The following is a 22,192-nucleotide window of genomic DNA, read 5'->3' on the forward strand; positions in this document are numbered from 1 at the left end:
GCTGTCAGTCCCGATGGCGGGATGGTGGAGTATAGCGCTGAATAATTTCTGAAGGTGTGGGCGAAAATTCGAGTTTTTCTTGTGCTGCAAGGTATCCGGCCCGCAAGCGGGCCGGACTTGCTTGACCGAGACTATTCTGCCGCCTGCACAGCCATAGGATTGTTCGGATGGGTCGTCCAGTTGGCGTAATTCGGGTCGACAGGCCGGCCGGTCCGCTGGTCGAGAGCGCCGGTTGGCAGTTCGACCATGGTGATGCAGTTCTCGACGGGACAGACGTTGACGCAGAGATTGCAGCCGACGCATTCGTCTTCCATCACCTCGAACTTCCTGATGCCATCGACCATGCTGGTGATCGCCTGGTGGGACGTATCCTCGCAGGCGATGTGGCAGCGACCGCATTTGATGCAAGCATCCTGATCGATATGGGCCTTGGCGATGTAGTTGAGGTTGAGATACTGCCAGTCGGTAACGTTCGGCACCGCGCGACCGCAGATGTCGTCAAGGCTCTGGTGACCCTTGGCATCCATCCAGTCGTTCAGGCCCGAGATCATCTCCTGGACGATCTTGAAGCCATAGGTCATGGCGGCGGTGCATACCTGCACATTGCCGGCCCCGAGTGTCAGGAATTCAGCCGCATCGCGCCAGGTGGTGACACCGCCGATACCGGAGATCGGCAGACCATAGGTTTCCGGATCGCGGGCGATCTCGGCGACCATGTTAAGCGCGATCGGCTTGACGGCCGGGCCGCAATAGCCGCCATGGGTGCCCTTGCCGCCGACGGTGGGCGAGGGGGCAAAGCTGTCCAGATCCACCGAGACTATCGAGTTGATCGTGTTGATCAGCGAGACGGCATCCGTGCCGCCGGCTTTTGCGGCGCGGGCCGGCTTGCGGATGTCGGCGATATTCGGTGTCAGCTTGGTGATGACGGGCATGCGGGTATATTGCTTGCACCAGCGCACGACCATTTCAATGTATTCCGGCACCTGCCCGACGGCAGCCCCCATGCCGCGCTCCGACATGCCGTGCGGACAGCCGAAGTTGAGCTCGATGCCATCAGCCCCGGTTTCTTCGACCAGCGGCAGGATCGCCTTCCACTCTTCCTCGACGCAAGGCACCATGATCGAGGCGACGAGCGCCCGGTCCGGCCAGTTCATCTTGACCTGTTTCATCTCCTGCAGGTTCACCTGCAGAGGACGGTCGGTGATCAGTTCGATGTTGTTGAGGCCCAGAAGCCTGCGGTCGGCGCCCCAGATTGCGCCATAGCGCGGGCCGTTGACGTTGACGACCGGTGGCCCCTCGGAGCCGAGTGTTTTCCAGACAACGCCGCCCCAGCCCGCCTTGAAGGCGCGCTCGACATTGTAGGCCTTGTCGGTCGGCGGGGCAGAGGCCAGCCAGAAGGGGTTGGGCGATTTGATGCCGACGAAGTTATTGCGAAGATCAGCCATGTTTCAAATCCTCTCGAGAGCGGTGCGTCATGCGACTGCGGTTGCGCCCGCCGTCATGACGGCGAGAGAGCGGTTGATGCTTTCGGCCGCGTCGCGGCCCATGGCGACGGCGGAGACCGTCAGGTCCTGGCCACCGAAGGCACAGTCGCCGCCGGCCCAGACACCCGGGATCGTTGTCCGACCCTCGGCGTCAATGGCGATCTTGCCGCCTTCGAGCTTCAGGCCGTCCAGACCCTGGCCATCGAGCTTCTGGCCGATCGCGACGAGGATCTGGTCGGCCCTGATTTCGGTCGTGTGGCCGGTGCCTTTCATCATGCCGTTTTCGAGATGAGTGTATTCGAAGGTGATCGACGAACAGTGACCCGCATGGTGGGCGACTTCCTTCGGCTGGAGCCAGTGGCGGATGTGGACGCCCTTGGAGGTCGCGAGATCCTGCTCGAACACCGAGGCGTTCATGTGCTCCTTGCCGCGGCGGTAGCAGATCGTGACGTTTTCCGCCCCGAGAAGCTTGGCCTGGACGGCAGCATCGATTGCGGTCATGCCGCCACCGATGACGACGATGTCACGGCCGACGGGCACGTCGGCCTTCTCGTCGGCCTGGCGCAGGTTGGCGATGAACTCGACGGCGTCGAGCACACCATTGATCCCTGCGCCGGGGATGTTCAGCCCGTTGACGTTGCCGAGACCGGCACCGAGGAAGACGGCGTCGTGTTTCGCCTGGAGGTCGGCGAGGGTGAAATCGCGGCCCATCATCTGGCCGTCCAGCACATCGATATTGCCGAGCGACAGGATGTAATCGACTTCCTTCTGGGCGAAGTCGTTGGGGGTCTTGTAGGCCGCGATGCCGTATTCGTTCAGACCGCCGGCCTTTTCCTTCGCTTCGTAGATGGTGACCTGGTGGCCCTGCATGGCGAGGCGATGAGCAGCGGCGAGGCCTGCGGGGCCGGCGCCAACGATGCCCACCGTGTGGCCGGAGGACGCTGCCGGGGAATAGAACTGGCGGCCTTCTTCGATCGCGATGTCGGTGGCGTAACGTTGCAGGCGGCCGATTTCGACCGGGCGCTCCTCGGCCGTGTTGCGCACACAGGCTTCCTCGCAGAGCGTTTCGGTGGGACAGACGCGGGCGCACATGCCGCCGAGAATGTTCTGGTCGAAAATGGTCTTGGCGGCGCCAAGCGGATTGCCAGTCGATATCTGCCGGATGAACATCGGGATATCGATGGCGGTGGGACAGGCCGTCATGCACGGCGCGTCGTGACAGAAGTAGCATCTGTCGGAGGCGACGAGTGCCTCATGGCCGCCGAGGCGGGGATGCAGGTCAGAGAAATTCTTTGCATAATCGGCAGCGTCAAGCCGCCCGGCCTTGAGGCCTGGTTCCAGTCTTCGCATCGCAGTTCCCTCTTTTATATTCGAAGCGATGCAGAGAAACGTAACTCAGGATCAAAGTTTTATCAAACGGTAAAAAATTGCTCTTGGCGCCGCGGAGCCCCTGAAAATCAAGGGAAGTTGATCCCTGTCAATCCCGGACGCCATGCCCTGATCAGGTCGGATCTGTCTCCGCGAAAACATGACTGAAAATTTCAACTATATACTTTACTCTTTTTGTCATGTTTTGTATGCCTGTCGTCATGAGGCTCGCAACCGCTGCCTCTGATCGGATTCGAGGAGACAGGACGTCATGGCGAAGAAGAAAAAGCAGGCTGCAAAGAAGCCGGGTGCGGAGGTTTCCGGCACGGCGACCACCGCCAAGACGCAAGCGGAGGTCCGCAGCTTTCTTTACGTCGGCGGCCGTGATTGCCAGGTCGCCCATCTTCGTCAGATCGCCAGCAATTTTGGTGCGGAACTAATTCACCATGATGGGGGTTTACGGGAGGCGGTATCGCGCATCGACACGGTGCTACCCTCCGTCGACTGCGTCTTCTGCCCTATCGACTGTATCAGTCACGATGCGTGTCTGCGCGTGAAGAGCGGTTGCAAGAAGTTCGGCAAGACTTTCATTCCGCTGCGAAATGGCTCGAAATCCAGTCTCGAGCGCGCGTTGCAGACACTGAATGAAAGGAACACCGAAGCATGAGCAGGGACGGATCCGAAAAGGGTGGCATGAGCTCGTTCCACGAGCTTGCACCTCAGCGCGGCGAGGGGCTTTTACCGGAGCTCGCCGATGCAATGTTGCAACGCTCTCGGGAAAGTGAAGTGACGAATTGCGAAATCGTCACTTTGCCGGGCTTGCATGAACGCAAACCTGCTACCATGTACGCACACTTGAACCGGGCCCCCGCCCTCATTATCGATTTTCCCGCGCCGAGATGGCAGCGAAACGCCAACGCCAGATCGTAGCCGTTTCGTCGTCAGTCTCATGTGGGAAGCAGAGGAACTTTCCGCATGAACGCTGAGCAACCTGTTGCGAAGACGATCCTCAACGCAGTGCCTATCCTTCCCTCTCTGAACTTCTCTGAAACACGCAATTTCTATGTCGATACGCTCGGTTTCGAGGATGTCGGCTTTGACGGTCTCGATTATCTCGTGGTCCGTCGTGGTGGCATGGAATTGCATTTCTGGCTGAGCGACGATCCGCTCCAGTGCCAGAACAGTTCTGTGTTCTTCAGGTCCGAGGCACCGACCGAGATGTATCGCGACTTTTGCGATCGCGGCATCGAGGCGATCCGTCCATCGGACACCTCGGGAGAGTGCGGTGAAAGCCTACGGTTTCACATCCGCGACCCGCACGGCAACCTGCTGATGTTCGGCGGTACCGTTTCGGCCTGCATGGCCCATTGAACTTGCCATCAGAGTGACGTCGAGGCGTCGGTGTCGGGGTCTCGTCCTGCAGAGGTTGATCGGCGTCAGTCGCGTCCCGGAAGCAGGGCTCCTGCGCTCAGCAGCAGCCATGACACAATGAGCGTCATCCCGCCCGTCGGGGCCGCCATCGGAAACAGTCCGCTTCCAATGAAGTGCCGGGCAACCAGATCGCCAGCAAACAGCACTGTGCCGAGCATCATGCCGAGCGCTGCCAGTGCCGACAGTCTGATCCGGTCGCCAGCTATGGACAGTGCTGCGAGTGCCGGAGCATGGGCGAGACAAATCGTCGATGCCGGGCGCAGGAGCGCTTCGCCGCCAGCATGGCTTGCGGCCGCGGCAAGCCCGACACCGGCGGCTCCGATCAGTCCCGCCGCGACGGTCGCCCAGCGGTAACTCTGCACGCTTGCCATCCCCGTTATTCCTTGTTCTGCATGTGGAAGGCGAGCTTCTCGATGGGCGGCCAGATGATCTCGCGCAGCTTCGGATGCTCGACTGTTTCATCCAGCGCGCGGCGGAAGCACAGGAGCCATTCGTCCCGTTCCAACGGGCCGATCTCGGCGACGAAATGACGACGCCGCAGCATCGGATGGCCGCGCTTTTGCATGTAGATGGGCGGACCGCCAAGGTAGCCCGTCATATAGTCGTAAAACTTCTCTTCGCTGCCGTTCAAGTCCGGCGGGTGTACCGCCCGGCAATGGGCGGCCTCCGGCAGCGTGTCCATCAACTCATAGAAGCGCCGGGTCAGCGCCTTGACGGTCGCGTCGCCGCCGATGGCTTCGTAAAGGGTAATCGTCTCGTCACTCATGCTGTCGTCCTTGCGTCAGGTCTTTTCGCGCTTTCGGCACCCTCTTGCAACCGGCGTGGCGTTCCCGTGGCAATCCGGCGCATCCGCGATGCCGCCCTGCAACAAAAGCAGGGGACAGGGGGGCTTCGACATGCCATAAGGGCGCCGATTTCCAGCAGGCGCCCTTGTCCATGATCCGTATCGAAAACATCTCCAAGCAGCTCAGCCACCGTATCCTCTTTATCGAGGCCTCCGCCGCGCTCAATCGCGGGGAGAAGATCGGTCTCGTGGGACCGAACGGGGCGGGCAAGACCTCGCTATTCCGGATGATCATCGGGCATGAACAGCCCGACGAAGGCCAGGTCTCCGTCGATAAGGGTGTCTCGATCGGCTATTTCAGCCAGGATGTTGGCGAGATGTCCGGCCGCTCGGCTGTCGCTGAGGTCATGGACGGGGCAGGACCGGTCAGCGAAGTTGCGGCCGAACTGCGCGAACTCGAGGCAGCCATGGTCGATCCTGACCGGATGGACGAGATGGACGCGATCATCGAGCGTTACGGCGAGGTGCAGGCGCGCTACGAGGAGCTTGACGGCTATGCCTTGGATGGCCGCGCCCGCGAGGTGCTGGCCGGTCTCTCCTTCTCGGAAGCCATGATGGACGGCGATGTCGGCGCGCTCTCGGGTGGCTGGAAGATGCGCGTGGCGCTCGCCCGCATTCTGCTGATGCGCCCCGACGTGATGTTGCTCGACGAACCGTCGAACCATCTCGACCTCGAAAGCCTGATCTGGCTCGAGCAGTTCCTTAAAGGTTACGAAGGCGCACTGCTGATGACCTCGCATGACCGCGAGTTCATGAACCGCATCGTCAACAAGATCATCGAGATCGATGCCGGCCAGTTGAACAGCTATTCCGGCGACTATGTCTTCTATGAGGGGCAGCGTGCCTTGAACGAGAAGCATCAGCAGTCGCAGTTCGAGCGCCAGCAGGCGATGCTCGCCAAGGAAATCAAGTTCATCGAGCGCTTCAAGGCGCGGGCGTCTCACGCTTCGCAGGTGCAGAGCCGGGTGAAGAAGCTCGAAAAGATCGACCGTGTCGAGCCGCCGAAGCGCCGCCAGGTCGTGGCCTTCGAATTCCAGCCGGCGCCGCGTTCGGGTGAAGACGTGGTCAGCGTCAAGAACGTCTCCAAGCGCTACGGCGACAAGGTCATCTATGACGGCTTCGATTTCATGGTCCGCCGCCGCGAGCGCTGGTGCATCATGGGCATCAACGGTGCCGGCAAGTCGACACTTCTCAAGCTCGTTGCCGGTGATTCCAAGCCGGATGAGGGCACGGTATCGATCGGTGCCAGCGTCAAGATGGGCTATTTCGCCCAGCATGCGATGGATGTGCTCGACGGTGACATGACGATCTTCGAAATGCTGGAAACGAGTTTCCCGCGCGCTGGTCAGGCACCGCTTAGGGCGCTTGCCGGCTGCTTCGGTTTCTCAGGCGACGATATCGACAAGCGCGTGCGGGTGCTCTCTGGCGGTGAAAAGGCGCGGCTCGTCATGGCGATGATGCTGTTCGATCCGCCGAACCTGCTCGTCCTCGACGAGCCGACCAACCACCTCGACCTGGACACCAAGGAAATGCTGATCAAGGCATTGTCGCAGTTCGAAGGCACCATGCTCTTCGTCAGCCACGACCGCCACTTCCTGGCGGCCCTGTCGAACCGCGTGCTGGAGATCACGCCCGAAGGCGTGTTCCAGTATGGCGGCGGCTATACTGAGTATGTCGAGCGCACGGGCCACGAGGCGCCGGGCCTCAGAAGCTGAAGCCCGGCAACCAATAGCGACTTCGATTTAGGCGCCAGCAGCCGTTCTCTCGGCCCGCAGAGCAGCGATCTCGGATCGCAGCGCCTGCATTTCGCGTAGCAAGTCGCCATTGTCGACATGCAGGCTTTTCAGATCCGCGTCGGTGTCGGCCATGCTCTGCTCCTGCATGGCGGAGACGATGACACCGATGAAGAGGTTCAGGACCGAATAGGTGCTGAGCAGGATGAAGGGCACGAAGAACAGCCAGGCATAGGGATGGACTTCCATCACCGGCCGGACGATGCCCATGGACCAGCTTTCCAGCGTCATGATCTGGAAGAGTGAATAGGTCGACGCACCGAGATTGCCGAACCAATCGGGGAAGGTCGCGCCATAGAGCTTGGTCGCCATGACGGCCGAGACGTAGAACAGCATGAACAAGAGAACGATGATCGAGCCCATGCCGGGAAGGGCGGCAATGAGCCCGCCGATCACCCGCCGCAGCGAGGGCACGACAGAGATCAGTCGCAGGATACGCAGCACGCGCAGGGCGCGCAGCACCTGGAAGGGGCCGGTTGCCGGGATCAGTGCAATGACGACGATGGCGAAGTCGAAAATGCTCCAGGGATCGCGGAAGAACGCAAGCCGGAACGCGTAGAGACGGGCCACGATCTCAATGACGAAAATCGCGAGAATGATGCGGTCGAGTGCATGCAGGAGCGGTCCGATGACCTGCATGACAGTGGGTGACGTCTCGAGACCCAGGGTAACCGAATTGATGAGAATGACGGCTATGATAAACCGCTCCCACGCGCTCGAGGAGAGGATTGTTTTTAGTCTGTCGGCCATGGTTTTGGTTCCTGCAAAATCTGCAGGACGAAAAGCGGAAGGAACAAAGCGCGTCAAGGGGTTCCAAGCTGCAACACTGGCCTTAGACGCGCCTTTTTTAGGGAGAATTTGATCCCGAGGCAGCCGTACTCAATCGGAATGGCCGTTGAAGGTGGAGTGCCATGTCCAGGCCGAGCGGATGATGTCATCGATGCCGTGCTTCGGATCCCAGCCGAGCACCTCGCGGGCAAGCGCGTTGCTGGCGACAAGGCCCGGGGGATCGCCAGGGCGGCGTTCCGTGCGCTTGATAGGCATCGGGCGGCCGGAGACCTTCTCGATCGATGCGATCAGTTCCTTGACGGTCGTGCCATTGCCGGTGCCGAGGTTGATGGCGATCGTCTCGCCGCCGTTCAGCAGATAGTCGACCGCTCGCACATGGGCGTCGGCAAGATCGTTGACGTGGATGTAGTCACGGATGCAGGTGCCGTCGCGGGTGTCGTAGTCTTCGCCGAAGATCGAGAAGAATTCGCGGCGTCCGAGCGCCGTTTCGATTGCGAGCGGGATGGCGTGGGTTTCCGGCGAATGCCATTCGCCAATGCGGCCTTCGAAGTCGGCACCGGCGGCATTGAAATAGCGCAGCATGACGGAGCGCATGCGACCGCAGAGGTTGAGGTCACCCAGCGCCTGTTCGACGATATGCTTGGTTCGGCCGTAGGGGTTGATCGGCTTCTGGCCATGTTTCTCGTCGAGCGGCAGATATTCCGGCGCTCCATAGGTGGCGCAGGTCGAGGAGAAGACGAAGTTGCGGATGTCGGCTTCGCTCAAGCATTGCAGCAGGCTGAGCGTGCCCGAGACGTTGACGTCGTAGAAGTGTTCCGGCTCCTTGAAGGATTGGCCGACCTCGATCAGGCCGGCGAAATGCATGGCGGCCTTCGGCTGGTACTTCGCCAGTACCTCCTTCAGGCGCGTCTTGTCTCGGATGTCGCCCTGTTCGGCAGGGCCCCATTTGACGAATTCCGGATGGCCCGAGGTGAAGTTGTCATACACGACGGGCAGATAGCCGCGCTCGGAGAGCGCGAGGCATGTGTGCGAGCCGATATAGCCGGCACCGCCGACGACGAGGATGGGTGTAGCAGTCATGGTCATTCTCTGATCAGAGCGGGGCATGCACGAAGGCCGGCATCGCTGCCTCATCCTTCGTCTTGGCCAGGAAGAGACGCGCAGTGTCGAGCGCTTCGCGGATCGTCACGTCCATGTCGAGGTAGCGGTAGGTCGCAAGGCGTCCAACGAAGGTGACAGCCTTCTCCTCAATGGCGCGAGCGACGTAGTCCGCGAGCTGCGCCTTCTCCTCGACGAGACGGATCGGATAATAGGGGATGTCGTCCTCGCCGCAGGCGCGCGAGAATTCGCGGTAGCAGACCGATCCCTCATGGCTTTCCCACGGCGAGAAATGCTTGTGCTCGGTGATGCGGGTATAGGGCACGGAGGCATCGCCGTAGTTCATGACGGCGCAGCCCTGATAGTCGCCCTGATAGGTAAAGCGCTCGAAATCCAGCGTGCGATAGCCCAGACGCCCGAACTCATAGCCGAAATAGCCGTCGAGCGGGCCGGAATAGAAGAGGTGGGCATAGTCATGCGGCGCGCGCGGGTCGAAATGCTGACCGAGCGTCACCTTGATCTTCGGATGATCGAAGATCTTTTCGATCATGTCGGTATAGCCGTTTTCCGGCATGCCCTGGAATTTGTGGAAAAAGTAGTTGTCGTCGTAGTTGAAGCGCACGGGCAGGCGCTTCAGGATCGAGGCCGGCAGGTCGGTCGGCGAGCAACCCCACTGCTTTTCGGTATAGCCCTTGAAGAAGGCTTCATAGAGGTCGCGACCGACGAAGCGGAGCGCCTGCTCCTCGAAGGTCTGTGGATCGGTGATCGTCTTGTCGGCCTGTTCCTCGATGAAGGCACGGGCTTCTTCGGGGCGGAAGGTCTTGCCGAAGAACTGGTTTATCGTGTGCAGGTTGACCGGCAGGGAATAGACTTGGCCCTGGCTCGTGGTCTTCACCCGGTTCTTGTAGGGCAGGAAGGTCTGGTAGCTGTTGACGTAGTCCCAGACTTCCGCGTCATCGGTGTGGAAGATGTGCGGGCCGTAGATGTGGACCATGACACCGGTGTCGGCATCACGCTCTGTGTGGCAGTTGCCGCCGATATGCGGACGCGTATCGAATACCTCGACCTCGAAACCGGCTTCTGCCAGTTCGCGTGCAATGACGGCGCCGGACAGGCCCGCGCCGACGATACCGATTTTCTGACCCTGTGCCATCCGGTGGGTGTTCCTCGATTTTCAGGGGCGGTGCGGTTCCAGCCGCAAGGCCTGCCGCATCTCGCCCAATTGCAAAGAGACCGGCGGTTACCCGCCGGTCGAATCATGAAGTGGTCAGGCTGAGAGTTTCTCGCGCATGAGCGTGTCATAAGCGGCGATCAGCCTGTTGACGTCGACGCCGTTCTCCTGCGGTCCGAAGCTCAGATGGCTGACAGTGAAGTCGGAATAGATGCATGTCGGGCGATCCAGGAAGGCTGGCAGGTCGACGGTCAGCATCTTTTCATCGTCGCCCTTGGCGAGCGCCATGTGCTGCAGATCGCGGCCGAGCCAGGCGATGAAGTTGATCGACTGGCGTTCCTGCCAGTCGACCACCTTGGTGGGAAGCGGCAACTCTTTCTTGGGCGATGCCAAGAAGAAGTCATGCAGCTTGTTCGCCTTGTCCGGATCGGTCCAGAGGGTGCCGCCAAAGCCGCCCGGCGGACGCTCGAAATGGCCGAGCGAGGCGGGGAGCGCGCCGGAAACCTGCTGGAAGTAGGCGCAGACACCGTTATTGACGACATTCGCCGAGGTCACGAAGTAATGCGGGTTCTTGCGGCGGTGGTCGATGAAGCCTGCGAGGCCGTCGAGATCCAAGTAGACGATGTCGTCGTCGCATTTCAGGAAGAGTGCGTCAGCGAAATCGGCCAGACGGCGGGCGTAATACTGATATGCCTGGAAATAAGGCATCTGTTCGCCGGGGTTCCCGACGTATCGGCGCACCGGCGCGTCGACATGGCAGAGTTCGAGCGTGGCGCCCCAGCCGCCGCGGGCCATCACGTCGGCCCCAGCAGGCAGTGCGATGTCCGGCCAGCGGCCGAGCACGACGCCATTGACCATCAGTTCGGGTGTGCCGGATTGGTCGATCGAGACGACGACCTCGTTGGCGCGGCCTGGCGATAGCACGCTCGGGGTGAGCTTCGCCCAGACAGTCGGGGCGTCGCTTCGGTCTGCATCATTGAGCCGCGCGCGGGGCGCCTTGCGGATGACGGACTGCTGATTGTTCCAGCCGCCGATAACGACCTCGTAGAAATTGTCCGGGTCATGTTTTGGCAAAATCGCCAGATGCAGGTCGTTGTTGATCCTGGCATCGAGCCGCAGCGTAGACCGGGCGGATGCTGTCCCGCATGCCTGGTAGCCCACTGCGTCGCCCATGAAGCGAAGCGGGCCGAACTCACGCGTGACCCATTCGTGATCGGCAGCCGCGCGGGTGAAGTCCCAGATATGCCATTCGTCGATCAGACCGTCGGCCATGGCCCTGCGGACATAGCTGTTGAGGATCTGCATCCGGTGTTCCCGGCCGGCAAAGGTTACTAGTATTACAGGCGCCACAGTTATCTCCCAGCCCAGTTCGGTCTTTGCCCGCAGTCTTTCGTCACTGCCGTCACGTCCACAGACGTGTGTCGGTCGGGACGGGGTGGAAATCGTGCCAGGCGGAGATGCGGTCGCGATAGCGCTTGCGATAGGCGGCCTCGTCCTCGAACTCGACTTCGGTCATCAGCACTTCCGAGCCGATTTCGTAATACATCTCCATGTTGGAGAGATCCGGAACAGGTGTGTCGCCGCGCTCGCGCTCGCCCTGCATCTGCCAGTAGAGTTCTTCCAGCCGGCGGACGAGGCGGGGGATGTCGCGAAGCGCGCAGGTGTCACGCTGGGCCTGCAGGGTGGAACGGATCCTTGCCAGTTCGGTCTTGTCGTTCGCCAGCGCCACCGCCTTGCGGACGTAGTCCTCAGGGCTTGCGCAGATCAGTTCGGGAATGCCAGCCGACTTGACGATGCTGCTGCAGAAGCGCGAGGCGAAGCCCTTGCCCGGGAGCGTCAGCACGGGCAGGCCCATGGTCAGCGCATCCGACGCCGTCGAATGGGCGCCATAGGGGAAGGTGTCGAGGAAGAGATCGGCGATCGCAATGCGGGCCAGATGGTTCGGATTGGCCACCTTGGAGGCGAAGTAGATGCGGGCCGGGTCAACGCCTGCCGACTTTGCGAGGTCGCGCAGTCGCTGGTTGACGATATCGGAGCCTCCAAGCAGCCAGAGAATGCTGCCGGGGGTGGCCGTCAGGATTGCCATCCAACGGGCGAAGACGGGTGCGGTGATCTTCTGCATGCCGTTGAAGCAGGCGAAGACGAAGGCGTTTTCCGGCAAGCCGGCTTCGGTCCGCGTCGGGCGGGTGCCGATTGCGCGCTTGCGGTCGACCGGCTGGTTGCAGGGAATGTGGAGCACCTTTTCGGTGTAGTAGAGTTCGTTGCCGGGCGGGATGATCTGCTCGTCGGCAATAATGTATTGGTGGACCGGGCTCGCCATGGTGCCGGGATAGCCGCAGAAGTTCACGATGACGGGGGCAGGGCGGTAGGAGAAGATCTTCGTGCGGGCGAGCTTGGTGTAGCCGTTGACGTCGATGAGGATGTCGATCTCGTCGGCCATGATCTGCTTGGCGGCATCGAGGTCCGAAAGCGCGGTGATGTCGCGCCAGACGTCGATGACGGCCTTCATCCGGTTTTGAGTCGCATCATTGGTGCGCGGCTCGCCGATGTAATAGGCATAGACTTCGACGGACGCCTTGTCGTGCAGTTCGAGAACCTCACTCAGGGCGAAGCCGACGGCATGGTCGCGCAGATCCGAGGAGACGTAGCCGATGCGCAGGCGCTGGCCGGTGCCGACCTTCTTGCGCGGGACGGGCTTGTTGAGATGTGCTGCGTCCGGGCGGCCTGCCAGCATCTTGAAGTAACGAAAGGCCTTGGCCATCTGGTAGAGCGGATCGTCCGCATAACAGGCGAGCGGGAGCGGCGAGATCGAGTCCAGCATCTGCCGCTTCGTCACATATTCCGATCCCTGGACGACCGGCCACTTGCACTGGTGCTGGCGGACCGAGATCCAGTGCTGGCCTGCTTCCGGCTTGTCGGGGCGCAGTTCGATTGCCTGCCAGAGAGCGTTCTCGGCATCCTCCAGAAGGCCGGCGCCTTCCATGACACGGCCAATATGCTGCAGGGCCATCAGACGATGAACCGATTTGTCGGGAGTGATTTCGGCGGTCGAGTCCACGTAACTCCGCCACTGCTGGATCGCCTGAGCGCCCAGACCGCTATCCTCATAGGTTCGACCCAGATTGATGTGCGCCTGGCCCATCATGGGTTGAGCCTTCAGCGCCGCCTTCAACGCGTTGACCGCGCCTGCGGTGTCGCCGAGTTGCTTGAGCGTCACAGAATAGTTGAAGAAGGCGAGGTGAAGCAGCGGACTTTGATCGTTGAATGCCGTCCAGGTCTTGTAGAGTTCGGCGGAAAGCGCGAACTGACCCGCTGCCGACCACCGCTCCGCCAGCTGCAGGGCGTCGAGCAGCGAAAGCTGCTGGCGTCTCGATTTCTCCAGAGCTGTTGCGAGCTGGGCGTTCTGCTCCGGGGCGAATGCGGTATGTATCACCATCGACATGATATCTCTCATCGGCCAGGGGCCGGGTTACGTTCCCGCGGAGCGGCGTGTACAAAACTCCTAATCAGCCTAGCTTGCTTTGGGCTTGCGTGGGGGCAGGCCGCCTTATCTTAGGACTTGCCAAATCACTCGCTATTGACGATAGCATCCGAGGTTAAGAGGCGCCGGCTTAGCTTTCTGCCAAGAATAGACAGGTAAGTTCCGGGAACGTCCGTTAATAGAAAATTATAGGGTGCGCCCTAATCATCTGCGCAAGACTCGTCTCATCGTATTTCTGTGTTTGCAGAATGATGAGCCAAGGTCGTCTCCCGGGTACGGGAGTAGACGTTCCAAAAGGTGTGGGAAGCAGAGATTAGCTCTGCTGCATGATGCCCTCTCCAACGCCAGGCTCGCTCGAGCCATGTTTCACCAAAAGACTTTTGTCCGCAAGGACACCGCACGCCAAGCGCGATCGATCTGCGTTTGCGTTCGGATTGTGGCCATTCGGGGTGCAGGATGCTCCCCGGGTCGCGCGGTGAGGCACCCGACGTGCTCCCCCGACCGGTGGCAAAGGAATGCAACGGCCAATCGCTAACGTTGAAGGCGCGCGTCAAATGACCTCGATTATCTCTTCTCTGAGCATCACCCAGATCAAGTCGCTGTCTACGGCGACCATCGCTTCCTTCACGAGCGACGACGTTGCTGCGCTGAGCTCCGCTCAGGTCGCCGCGCTGTCGTCCGGGCAGATTTCAGCCTTCCAGACCGATGACATCGATCAGTTCGACTCCGCTCAGCTCAGTGCGATCTCGAGCGTCGCCATCCGCGGTCTAACAGTGGATCAGCTTTCCGTCATCGACAGTGCCAAGATGACGGCGCTGAGCAGCCGGCAGCTGGGTGCGCTGAACTCTACCCAGATGACGGCCCTGACGTCGGAGCAGTTCGCGGCGCTGACCCCCACGCAGCTCGCTTCGCTGAGCAGCGTCGCCCTTTCCGGCATCCAGACCGACGACGTCGCGACACTGACCTCGGCAGAACTCGCCGTCATCAGCACACGCGCTCTCGGCGGCCTCTCTACCGCCAACTTTGCGACCCTCAGCTCCACCCAGCTTTCCGGCCTGACCACCGGCCAGATCGCCGCGCTGTCGACCGCTGCCATCGCAACGCTGACTTCGGATCAGATCGACGGCCTGGACGCAACGCAGATCTCGGCGCTCAGCTCGCGCCAGGTCACCGCACTCACGACCGATGCGCTCGCTTCGTTCTCGACCGACCAGATCGTTGCCCTGAACAGCCGGGCAGTGGCGGTACTGAAATCGACGCAGGTTGCTGCACTTTCGACCGACCAGATCGATGTCCTGACCACCGGCCAGCTCGCGTCATTGACCTCCGTGGCTGTTGCCGGTCTCGGTACCGACGACGTCGCTGTGCTCTCCTCGGACGGCGTGGCCGCTCTCAGCTCCCGAACCCTGGCCGCCCTTTCTACGGCGAACTTCGCGGCTCTGGGCTCCGGCCAGCTGACCGGCCTGACTTCTGCGAAAATCGCTGGTCTGACGGCAGCACAGATCGGTGTATTGAGCTCGGATCAGGTTGATGGTCTCACTCCCACCCAGATTGCCGGCCTGACCAGCGCCCAGATGAAGTCGTTGACCACGGATACGCTGGCGTCGTTCACGACCGATCAGGTCGGCGCGCTCAGCAGCCGTACAATCGGTGTGCTCGACTCTGCCAAGGTGGCTGCCCTGAGCAGCGACCAGGTGGCGGCTCTCTCGACACAACAGCTCGCTTCGCTCAGCTCGGCCGCCGTAAAGGGTCTGGAGACGGAAGATCTGGCGACATTCACGTCGACGGAACTTGCCGCCCTGAATTCGCGTACGCTTGCAGCCCTCTCCACCGAAAACATCGCGAGCCTCACCTCCGCCCAGCTGACGGCTCTTTCGAGCGGCCAGATCGCCTCGCTGACGACGGCGCAGGTGGCTGCGCTCGACAGCGATCAGATTGACGGCCTTAGCGCCTCCCAGGTCGGAGCTCTGAGCTCTGCACAGGTCATCGCGCTCGGTACGGATAATGTGGTCTCCCTCTCCACCGACCAGGTCGCTGCACTCAGCAGCCGCGCGGTCGGTGCGCTGACGGCAGCCCAGCTCACGGCGATGACGAGTGATCAGATCCAAGCCCTCGGCTCGGCGCAGATTGCCGCCCTTTCGTCGGCCGACCTGCAGGCGCTCTCCTCTGAAGACATCAACACCTTCAGCACGGATGAATTCGCGATCATCAACTCGGCAGCCATCCGCGGCATATCTACCGACGTGATCGGTGAACTGTCGACAGACCTGATCGGTGTCATGAACACCCGCGCCGTGGCCGCACTCTCGTCCGCCCAGGTCGCCGCCATGACCTCGGATCAGATCGCCGCCCTGTCGACCGGGCAGCTCGCATCGCTGACCTCGGTCGCCGTCGCAGCTCTTGAAGCCGAGGACGTGGCCACCTTTACCTCCACCGAAATCGCTGCCCTGCAGTCGCGTTCGTTGGCTGCCCTGTCGAGCGCCAACTTCGCCACCCTCGGATCGGATCAGATCGTCGGTCTGACGAGCGCACAGATCGCTGCCCTGTCGACCGTGCTCGTTGGTTCGCTGACCAGCGACCAGATCGACGGTCTGACAACGGCGCAGGTTGCCACATTCTCCTCCTCGCAGCTCGCCTCCATCAGCACGGCCGGCATCGCGTCGATGACCACCGACCAGATCGGTGCCCTCAGCACCCGCGCCCTCGCTTCGCTCAAGTCGGAACAGCTGAACGTGCTGACCTCCGACCAGTTCGCGGCACTTGGAACCGGACAGTTGGCGGTCCTGTCGTCTGCGGCCATCCGCGGCCTCAACTCCGATGCCATCGGCACCCTGACTTCGGCTGAACTCGCGGTTCTGAACTCCCGTGCGATTTCCGCGCTGTCGACCGACAATCTGGCCCTGATCAGCTCTGACCAGATTGCTGGCCTGACCACCGGACAGATGGCGTCGCTGACCAGCACGCAGGTCGGCAGCCTCTCGACCGGTCAGATCGACGGTCTGACTGCCGGACAGATCGCGACACTGAGCAGTGTACAAATCCGCGCCCTCGATACGGATGCGATTGCTTCCCTCTCCACGGATCAGGTTGGCGCTATCAGCTCACGCGCCATCGCCAGCCTGTCGTCCAGCCAGCTTGGGGCGCTCGACTCCGACCAGTTCGCCGCGCTTGGGACCGGTCAGCTTGCGGCCCTGACGTCTTCGGCCATCGTCGGTCTCGATAGCTCTGCCATCGATACGCTGACATCTGTCGAACTCGCGGCGCTCAACTCCCGAGCTCTGGCGGCGCTGACCACCGACAACTTCGCACTGCTCGACTCGGCTCAGTTGGCTGGCCTCACGACAGGTCAGGTGACGGCTCTTACCACCGCTCAGATCCAGACCCTCGTCAGCGATCAGCTGGATGGTCTGACGAGCGCCCTCATCGGGATGCTCTCCAGCTCGCAGGTCAGGGCGCTGACCACCGATGCCCTCGCCTCGCTTGACACGGACCAGGTGGCTTCGATCAGCAGCCGCGCAATCGGCGCCCTTGGCTCTGGCGCAATCGCTGCCCTGTCCACCGATCAGATCGGTGTGCTGACGACCAACCAGCTTGCGGCCCTGACATCCGCAGCGGTTGCCGGGCTTGCGACCGATGACGTGGCAGTCTTCGAATCGACCGATCTGGCGGCGCTTAACTCTCGCGCTCTGGCTGCACTGTCGACGGACAACATCGCCGCCCTCAACTCGCTCCAGCTGAGCGGTCTGACGACCGGCCAGATCGTCGCCCTGACCACCGGCCAGCTTGGTGTCCTCGACTCGGATCAGATCGATGGTCTCTCGGCGAACCAGGCCGCGGCACTGACATCCGCCCAGATCGTCGCTCTGTCGACCGACAACATCGCATCGTTGTCGACCGATCAGGTTGCTGCGCTGAATTCCAGAGCCATCGGTGCCCTGACATCGGCACAGCTCGCCGCGATGAGCACCGACCAGGTCGAAGCACTGACCTCGGCCCAGATCACCGCGCTGAGCTCGGCCGACCTCGCTGCCCTGTCGTCTGACGATATCGCCACCTTCTCGGCAGCCGAGATCGGGGTGATCAGCTCGGCCGCAATCTCCGGCCTGTCGGCAGATGCGATCGGAGGTCTCGATACGGACCAGGTCGCTGCGATCAACAGCCGCTCGGTCGGCGCCCTCAGCTCGGCCCAGATCGGAGCACTCGATACAGACCAGTTTGCGGCCCTCTCGACGGCCCAGTTGGCCCAGATCAGCTCCGCCGCGGTCGCCGGTCTCGGAACCGATGACCTCGCAACTCTCGACTCCACCGAGCTTGCTGTCCTGCAGAGCCGCACCATTGCAGCTCTCAGCACCGACAACTTCGCGGCTCTCACCTCGACCCAGCTCTCGGGTCTCACGACAGGCCAGATCGCTGCACTTACGACTGCACAGGTTGCTACGCTGAGAAGCGATACGGTAGCTGGCCTGGGTTCGACCCAGCTTGCGGCGCTCAGGTCCACACAGGTTGCGGCTCTGACGACTGCAGCGATTAACGCTCTGACCTCTTTGCAGATCCCAAGCCTGGCCACAGGCGGTATCGCTAGCTGGAGCTCGGACCAGATTATCGCAATGCCCGCGATACCGTTTACCAGTCTTACAACGGCACAGCTTGGCGCCATCAGCTCTCAGGGCATTGCCGGTGTGACCACAACGTCGATCAGCAGTCTGTCGTCGGAGGAGGTCGCGGCACTCAACACCCGAGCCTTGGGCGCAATGTCGACCGATCAGTTCGCTACTCTCAATTCGACGCAGCTCGCCGGGTTGACCACCACTCAGGTTGCCTCCCTGACGACCGCCCAGATCGGTGTGCTGACTACGGATGACATAGACGGTCTGACTGCGGGGCAGGTGGGTGCGTTGACGTCGGCCCAGATCGCTGCCTTGTCCACCGACAATCTGGCCTCCTTCTCGACGGACCAGATTGCGGCACTCTCGAGCCGGGTCTTCGCAAGCCTCAGCTCGGGGCAGGTGACGGCGCTCTCGACCGCCCAGATCGACGTCTTGTCGTCCGGTCAGCTGGCATTGCTGAGCACCGCAGCGATTGGTGGCCTTGAAACGGCAGACATGGCGACCTTCTCGTCGGCTGAACTCGGTGCTCTGAGCACGCGGACCATTGCGGCCCTGTCGACCGACAACTTCGCCGAACTGACCTCGGCTCAACTGACCGGCCTCAGCGCCGCTCAGGTGGCTGCGATTAGCTCCGCTCAAGTGGGTGCCCTGACGTCCGACCAGATCGACGGTCTCTCAACAGGCCAGATCGCCGCGCTGACCTCGAGCCAGATCCGCTCGCTGTCGACCGATAATGTCGCCTCGTTCAGCACCGACCAGGTGGTGGCTCTGAGCACCCGCGCCATTGCGGCCCTCACGACCGACCAACTGGTTGCAATGACGACGGACCAGATCGAAGCTCTGACGTCGACGCAGGTTGCGGCTCTGAACTCGGCGGGTATCAGTGCCCTGGCGAGCGAAGACCTGGCCGAATTCTCGACCGACGACATTGCTGCGATCAGCACCTCGGCGCTGGCCGGTCTGTCCACACAGGACATCGACGATCTGAGCAGCGATCAGTTGCAATCGTTCACCACGGCGCAGATCAACGCGCTGAACGACGAGCAGGTTGTTGCGATCATCGCAGCCTACCAGTCGCTCTGATCGGGGGAGGCGCTCGGCGCCTCTTCTCACAGATAACTTTAGAAAGCCCCACCCATTGCGGTGGGGCTTTTCCTTTGGGCTGCTCTCTCAGATTTGGCCGAGGTGGTCCTTGGGGGGCGCGACCATATCGCCGTGCCTGTGAAGACAGGCGTATTCGCGCGGCACGGAAAAGCCCGCCAACTCGGAAAGCTGGCGGGCGTCACTCTGGATGCTATGGGAAGGTAGTATCCCAGTCGGCGGTATCTCCAGCCGCCCTCCTGCGTCAGACGCGAACCTTTGCGGCATCGCGGGCCAGAGCCTCGGCTGTCGCGCTTCGTCGATACCACATGGTGATGAACGACGAGGTGATGACGATGAACAGGCTGTAGAGGATCGGGATGAACAGAACCTCCTGCTGCTGAATACCGGTGAAGGAGAGTGTCACGATCAGTGCTGCCAGCGGTCCGTTCTGGATACCGGTTTCAAGGCTGATCGTGCGGGCACGGTTGCTGTCCTGGCGGAGCGCCCTGGCCAGCCAGTAGCCGAGCAACATGCCCGTCAGGCCGATCCCGACTGCCGCGATATAGACGGGGAAGGGGGTGTCGAGCAGCATCTGGTAATTGCGCGGCACCCAGGAGCCGATCAGGAAGAAGATGACGACAACGCCGAGCAGCGAGCCGATCATCTCGATCGTGGCGCCGACATTGGCGTTCATCTTGCGCAGGAACATGCCAAGCACGGTCGGCACAAGCAGCACCACGAGTACCTGAGCGACGTTGCCGGCCGGGATCACATAGTCGCCGCCGAGGCCGGCGAGGCCGCTATAGAAGCTGAGCAGGAAGGGGACAGTGACCACGGCAACCAGCGTCGAGACCGTCGTCATCATGATCGAGAGCGCCAGCACGCCCTTGGAGAAATAAGCGAAAATATTGCTGGTGGTGCCGCCCGGCATGCAGGCGATCAGGATCAGGCCCGCCGCCATGCCGGCCGGCAGGCCGAGGGCGAGTGCCAGGGCATAACCCAGGAAGGGCATGATCAGGTATTGGCTGAACAGCCCGACCAGAATGCCCTTGGGCTTGCGAAAGGCGATGAAGAAGTCGCGCCAGGTCATGGAGGCGCCCATGCCGAGCATGATCACCATCATCATGATGCCGAGAAGGGTGGTTTCAAGTTCCGTCAACATGCTGTCTGCCCCTCACTTCTTGAATTCGCTCTGCACTTCGGCCTTGAGATCCTTGCGCAGGATCTTGCCGATCGGCGTCTTTGGCAGCGTGTCCCGGAAGACGATGGATTTCGGCACCTTGTAATCGCTGAGCAGGGTCTTGCAGTGGCTGCGGATCGCCTCCTCTGTGAGCTCGCCGTCGTGATCCGGGTTCTTGACGACATAGGCCCGGACGGCTTCGCCGGTCTTGGTGTCGGGAATGGCGACGACGGCGGCCTCGAGGACCGCATCCATCTTGGCGAGCGCGTCCTCCACCTCGTTGGGGTAGACGTTGAAGCCGGAGACGAGGACCAGATCCTTCTTGCGATCAACGATCTTCAGGAAGCCCTCGTCGTCCATGACGGCGATGTCGCCAGTCGCGAACCAGCCATTCTGGAGCGCCGTCGCCGTTTCGTCCGGACGTTGCCAGTAGCCGAGCATGACCTGGCGGCCGCGAACCAGAAGTTCACCCGGCTCGCCTGATGAAACGAGCTTGCCGTCGCCATCCACCAGAATGACGTCACAGCCTGGTACAGGAATGCCGATGCTGCCGGATTTGGCACGATCATCGAGGGGATTGAAGCTGACCAGCGGCGAGGTTTCGCTGAGCCCGTAGCCTTCGGCGATGGGGGTCCCCGTCATCACCCGCCAGCGGGTTGCGACTGCCTCATGCAGCGCCGTGCCACCGGCGATCGCTGCGCGCAACTTCCTGGGAGGGTAGGCTGCGAACCATTCTTCGTTCATCAGGCCGTTGAACAGCGTGTTGACGCCGGTGATCCAAGTGATCGGATAGTTTTCGATCGCCCGCTGCAGGTTCTGTACCGGGCGGGGCGAGGGGATCAGAATGTTGCGTGCGCCTAGTTCGAAGAAGGTCATCAGGTTCGCGGTGAAGGCGAAGATGTGATAGAGCGGAAGCGCCGTCAGCACCTGATCTTCGCGGGCCATCACGCCGCCCGATACCGCGCGCACCTGGTCGAGATTGGTCAGGATATTGCCATGGGTGAGCATGGCGCCCTTGGCGACGCCGGTGGTGCCTCCCGTATATTGCAGCAGGGCGAGGTCGTCGGGGCCCGACGCGGCCCACATGGCTTTCACGTCTGCGCCGTGAATCCGGCCCTTGGCGAGCGCTTCCTTGATCCGCAAAACGGGAACGCCGATGTTCGGGATAGGCGGGAGAACCTTGTTCCAGACCTTCTGGACACCTCGAATGATGATCTCGGGTAGCTTGGGGAAGAATTCCGGCACGCCGGCGAGAACCACGGTCTTGATACCCGTCTTCGGCACGACTTCCGACAGCTTGTCGGCGAACATGTCGACGATCACCAGCGCCTTGGCCCCGGAATCGTTGAACTGATGGATCATTTCGCTCGGCGTGTAGAGCGGGTTGGTGTTGACCAGAATGCAGCCAGCCTTGAACACACCGAAGGCGACCACGGGATAGGGCAGGCCGTTCGGCAGTTGCACTGCGACCCGGTCGCCGGCGCGCAAGCCGCAATCGTGGTGCAGGAAGGCCGCGAAGGCATCCGACATCTCGCCGACCTGGTCATAGGTCAGGCTGCCATTCATGCCGTTCGGTACAACGCAGGTGAAAGCCTTGCGCGGGCCGTTCTCGGCGCAGGACCGATCCACCAGTTCGGCGATGCTGCGGTAGCGCAAATCGCCCAGTTCCTGCGGGATACCTGTGCCGTAAGCCGCCAGCCACGGTCGTGGCGGCGTGAAAATGTGTTCCATATCGTCTCCCCCCGGAGCGCTCTTCGGCGCTTCACTGTTCGGGGCCGGGTGCATATGCGATTCCGGCTCCCTTTAACGTGTCGAGGATGGATTTCTCCTTGGTCAAAGTCCAGCGTTTTCGGGGGCTTGGCA

Annotated in this window: 15 protein-coding genes; 4 read left to right on the forward strand and 11 right to left on the reverse strand. The window is 61.6% G+C overall.

Translation table 11 applies throughout. From position 1 onward, the window contains the following. Positions 1-131 precede the first annotated feature (131 nt). Together preA and BSY240_RS20635 are read right to left on the reverse strand one after the other, a co-directional pair. Positions 132-1,445 carry an NAD-dependent dihydropyrimidine dehydrogenase subunit PreA gene (gene preA, locus BSY240_RS20630; protein WP_069043562.1) on the reverse strand — a complete coding sequence of 438 codons (1,314 nt, stop codon included), beginning with the start codon at positions 1,443-1,445 and terminating at the stop codon, positions 132-134. A 27-nt stretch (positions 1,446-1,472) separates the two neighbouring features. Beyond that, positions 1,473-2,834, reverse strand: coding sequence for an NAD(P)-dependent oxidoreductase (locus BSY240_RS20635; RefSeq protein WP_069043563.1), 1,362 nt, complete (start codon positions 2,832-2,834; stop codon positions 1,473-1,475). 289 nt (positions 2,835-3,123) lie between these two features. On the opposite strand from BSY240_RS20635, the gene BSY240_RS20640 reads away from it, so the two are divergent. Together BSY240_RS20640 and BSY240_RS20650 are read left to right on the forward strand one after the other, a co-directional pair. After that, positions 3,124-3,519 carry a DUF2325 domain-containing protein gene (locus BSY240_RS20640; protein WP_054148397.1) on the forward strand — a complete coding sequence of 132 codons (396 nt, stop codon included), beginning with the start codon at positions 3,124-3,126 and terminating at the stop codon, positions 3,517-3,519. A gap of 308 nt (positions 3,520-3,827) precedes the next feature. Continuing rightward, on the forward strand, positions 3,828-4,223 hold the full coding sequence (locus BSY240_RS20650) for a glyoxalase (RefSeq protein ID WP_054148399.1): 396 nt from the start codon (positions 3,828-3,830) through the stop codon (positions 4,221-4,223). A 65-nt stretch (positions 4,224-4,288) separates the two neighbouring features. Here BSY240_RS20650 and BSY240_RS20655 read toward each other — a convergent pair whose 3' ends face one another. Together BSY240_RS20655 and BSY240_RS20660 are read right to left on the reverse strand one after the other, a co-directional pair. Continuing rightward, positions 4,289-4,654, reverse strand: a complete 366-nt coding sequence (locus tag BSY240_RS20655) for a DUF423 domain-containing protein (RefSeq protein ID WP_069043565.1) — start codon at positions 4,652-4,654, stop codon at positions 4,289-4,291. 5 nt (positions 4,655-4,659) lie between these two features. Continuing rightward, positions 4,660-5,049, reverse strand: a complete 390-nt coding sequence (locus BSY240_RS20660; RefSeq protein WP_069043566.1) for a globin domain-containing protein — start codon at positions 5,047-5,049, stop codon at positions 4,660-4,662. Between the two features lie 170 nt (positions 5,050-5,219). Here BSY240_RS20660 and BSY240_RS20665 point away from each other — a divergent pair, with 170 nt between their 5' ends. Beyond that, complete coding sequence (locus BSY240_RS20665; RefSeq protein WP_069043567.1) at positions 5,220-6,842, forward strand: ABC-F family ATP-binding cassette domain-containing protein; 1,623 nt, start codon at positions 5,220-5,222, stop codon at positions 6,840-6,842. A 27-nt stretch (positions 6,843-6,869) separates the two neighbouring features. Here the strand turns inward: BSY240_RS20665 and BSY240_RS20670 are convergent, their stop codons facing one another. The 5 genes from BSY240_RS20670 to BSY240_RS20690 all read right to left on the reverse strand — a co-directional run bounded on the left by BSY240_RS20670 (position 6,870) and on the right by BSY240_RS20690 (position 13,414). Further along, entirely contained in the window at positions 6,870-7,670 is an 801-nt protein-coding gene (locus BSY240_RS20670; RefSeq protein ID WP_069043568.1) for an ion transporter, read from the reverse strand. A 129-nt stretch (positions 7,671-7,799) separates the two neighbouring features. Further along, complete coding sequence (gene galE / locus BSY240_RS20675; RefSeq protein WP_069044078.1) at positions 7,800-8,789, reverse strand: UDP-glucose 4-epimerase GalE; 990 nt, start codon at positions 8,787-8,789, stop codon at positions 7,800-7,802. Between the two features lie 13 nt (positions 8,790-8,802). Continuing rightward, positions 8,803-9,960, reverse strand: a complete 1,158-nt coding sequence (gene glf, locus BSY240_RS20680; RefSeq protein ID WP_069043569.1) for a UDP-galactopyranose mutase — start codon at positions 9,958-9,960, stop codon at positions 8,803-8,805. 114 nt (positions 9,961-10,074) lie between these two features. After that, entirely contained in the window at positions 10,075-11,283 is a 1,209-nt protein-coding gene (locus BSY240_RS20685; RefSeq protein WP_083229689.1) for a hypothetical protein, read from the reverse strand. 97 nt (positions 11,284-11,380) lie between these two features. After that, on the reverse strand, positions 11,381-13,414 hold the full coding sequence (locus tag BSY240_RS20690) for an O-linked N-acetylglucosamine transferase, SPINDLY family protein (protein ID WP_069044079.1): 2,034 nt from the start codon (positions 13,412-13,414) through the stop codon (positions 11,381-11,383). A 599-nt stretch (positions 13,415-14,013) separates the two neighbouring features. On the opposite strand from BSY240_RS20690, the gene BSY240_RS20695 reads away from it, so the two are divergent. Beyond that, the gene (locus BSY240_RS20695) at positions 14,014-19,149 is read left to right on the forward strand and encodes a beta strand repeat-containing protein (protein ID WP_069043571.1); all 5,136 of its coding nucleotides are present in this window, start codon (positions 14,014-14,016) and stop codon (positions 19,147-19,149) included. A 262-nt stretch (positions 19,150-19,411) separates the two neighbouring features. Here the strand turns inward: BSY240_RS20695 and BSY240_RS20700 are convergent, their stop codons facing one another. Together BSY240_RS20700 and BSY240_RS20705 are read right to left on the reverse strand one after the other, a co-directional pair. After that, positions 19,412-20,311 (reverse strand): bile acid:sodium symporter family protein, encoded by a 900-nt coding sequence (locus BSY240_RS20700; protein ID WP_069043572.1) that lies wholly within the window; start codon positions 20,309-20,311, stop codon positions 19,412-19,414. Between the two features lie 12 nt (positions 20,312-20,323). Continuing rightward, positions 20,324-22,060 (reverse strand): AMP-binding protein, encoded by a 1,737-nt coding sequence (locus BSY240_RS20705; protein ID WP_069043573.1) that lies wholly within the window; start codon positions 22,058-22,060, stop codon positions 20,324-20,326. Positions 22,061-22,192 lie beyond the last annotated feature (132 nt).

The organism is Agrobacterium sp. RAC06 (genome assembly GCF_001713475.1).
Lineage (GTDB): Bacteria > Pseudomonadota > Alphaproteobacteria > Rhizobiales > Rhizobiaceae > Allorhizobium.

What these genes read in the sequence shown, in the direction of transcription:
- galE (WP_069044078.1), bottom strand. Translation starts at nt 8,789, where the DNA reads ATGACTGCTACACCCATCCTCGTCGTCGGCGGTGCCGGCTATATCGGC.
- BSY240_RS20700 (WP_069043572.1), bottom strand. Translation starts at nt 20,311, where the DNA reads ATGTTGACGGAACTTGAAACCACCCTTCTCGGCATCATGATGATGGTG.
- BSY240_RS20665 (WP_069043567.1), top strand. Translation starts at nt 5,220, where the DNA reads ATGATCCGTATCGAAAACATCTCCAAGCAGCTCAGCCACCGTATCCTC.
- preA (WP_069043562.1), bottom strand. Translation starts at nt 1,445, where the DNA reads ATGGCTGATCTTCGCAATAACTTCGTCGGCATCAAATCGCCCAACCCC.
- BSY240_RS20660 (WP_069043566.1), bottom strand. Translation starts at nt 5,049, where the DNA reads ATGAGTGACGAGACGATTACCCTTTACGAAGCCATCGGCGGCGACGCG.
- BSY240_RS20640 (WP_054148397.1), top strand. Translation starts at nt 3,124, where the DNA reads ATGGCGAAGAAGAAAAAGCAGGCTGCAAAGAAGCCGGGTGCGGAGGTT.
- BSY240_RS20695 (WP_069043571.1), top strand. Translation starts at nt 14,014, where the DNA reads ATGACCTCGATTATCTCTTCTCTGAGCATCACCCAGATCAAGTCGCTG.
- BSY240_RS20685 (WP_083229689.1), bottom strand. Translation starts at nt 11,283, where the DNA reads ATGCAGATCCTCAACAGCTATGTCCGCAGGGCCATGGCCGACGGTCTG.
- BSY240_RS20670 (WP_069043568.1), bottom strand. Translation starts at nt 7,670, where the DNA reads ATGGCCGACAGACTAAAAACAATCCTCTCCTCGAGCGCGTGGGAGCGG.
- BSY240_RS20635 (WP_069043563.1), bottom strand. Translation starts at nt 2,834, where the DNA reads ATGCGAAGACTGGAACCAGGCCTCAAGGCCGGGCGGCTTGACGCTGCC.
- BSY240_RS20655 (WP_069043565.1), bottom strand. Translation starts at nt 4,654, where the DNA reads ATGGCAAGCGTGCAGAGTTACCGCTGGGCGACCGTCGCGGCGGGACTG.
- glf (WP_069043569.1), bottom strand. Translation starts at nt 9,960, where the DNA reads ATGGCACAGGGTCAGAAAATCGGTATCGTCGGCGCGGGCCTGTCCGGC.
- BSY240_RS20690 (WP_069044079.1), bottom strand. Translation starts at nt 13,414, where the DNA reads ATGGTGATACATACCGCATTCGCCCCGGAGCAGAACGCCCAGCTCGCA.
- BSY240_RS20650 (WP_054148399.1), top strand. Translation starts at nt 3,828, where the DNA reads ATGAACGCTGAGCAACCTGTTGCGAAGACGATCCTCAACGCAGTGCCT.
- BSY240_RS20705 (WP_069043573.1), bottom strand. Translation starts at nt 22,060, where the DNA reads ATGGAACACATTTTCACGCCGCCACGACCGTGGCTGGCGGCTTACGGC.